Genomic DNA, 1,021 nt, shown 5'->3' on the forward strand with positions numbered 1-1,021 from the left:
ACAACATGCTGATCGCATTCAATGCCGCGCCCGGCACGATCGCGCCGAACGAGACCGGCAATTACGGCGTCTATGCGCGTTCGCTGGCCGAGATGATCCGCACCGGCGGCCTGTCGCTGCCGGAGGTGTTCGACCGGCTGCGGCTGCGCGTCAACGAGGAGACCAAGGGCGCCCAGGTGCCGTGGAATGCGCAGAAGGTCCAGGCCGCCTTCACCTTCTTCGAGCGCGCGCCGGATGCGCCGGCGCCGCAGGCCTCGCCGGAGCAGACGGCTGCGCTGCGCGCCCGGCCGATCCGCGAGCTCCCGGTGCAGGAAGCCTATACGGCGGCGCTCGAGCGCGACACGCTCCAGGGATACGAGGACTTCATCGCGGCCTATCCGGGCGATCCGCTGGCCAGGCGCGTGCGGGCGATCGTCGCGGCGCGCCGCGAGGCGCTGACGTGGCGGCGCACCTACCGCACCGACAGCCCGGAAGCCTATTGGTCCTATCTGAAGCGCTACCCCTACGGGGCGCATGCCGCCGATGCGCGCCGCCGGCTGGCGATCCTCTCCGCGCCGCCGGAGCCGCCGCCGACCTTCGCGATGATCGAGTATGACGTGCCGCCGCCGCCGCTCGACGAGGTCACCTATGTCGAGCGGCCGGTGCTGCTGTTCTCCGATCCCGATTTCGGTTTCGTGCCGCCGCCGCCGCCGCCGGTCTACATCCTGCCGCCGCCGCCGCCGGACTTCGTGGAGCTGCCGCCGCCTTACGCGCCGGTCGGGCTGTTCATTCTGCCGCGCCCGGTATTCGTGCCGATCCCGGTCTATGTCCAGCCGCCGGCCTTCGTCGCTCCGCCGCCGAACAACATCATCTATCAGAACATCCACAACACCACGGTCATCAACACCGTGATCAACCGCCCGGCTCCGCCGGCCGGACCGGTCACGGCCGGGCCTGCCGCCGCGACACCTCCGGCAGCCGCGGTTGCGCCGGCGTTGCCGCCGGCCGTCGTCCAGCGCGCGAACCTGATCCAGCAGGGCAA

1 protein-coding gene is annotated in these 1,021 nt (G+C 71.0%); it reads left to right on the forward strand.

The window, feature by feature from the left end; all coding sequences use genetic code 11:
* Positions 1-1,021: caspase family protein (locus BRAS3809_RS18705; RefSeq protein WP_035656822.1), on the forward strand; the 1,021-nt coding region annotated here is incomplete at both ends.

The organism is Bradyrhizobium sp. STM 3809, assembly GCF_000239795.1.
Classification (GTDB): Bacteria; Pseudomonadota; Alphaproteobacteria; order Rhizobiales; family Xanthobacteraceae; genus Bradyrhizobium.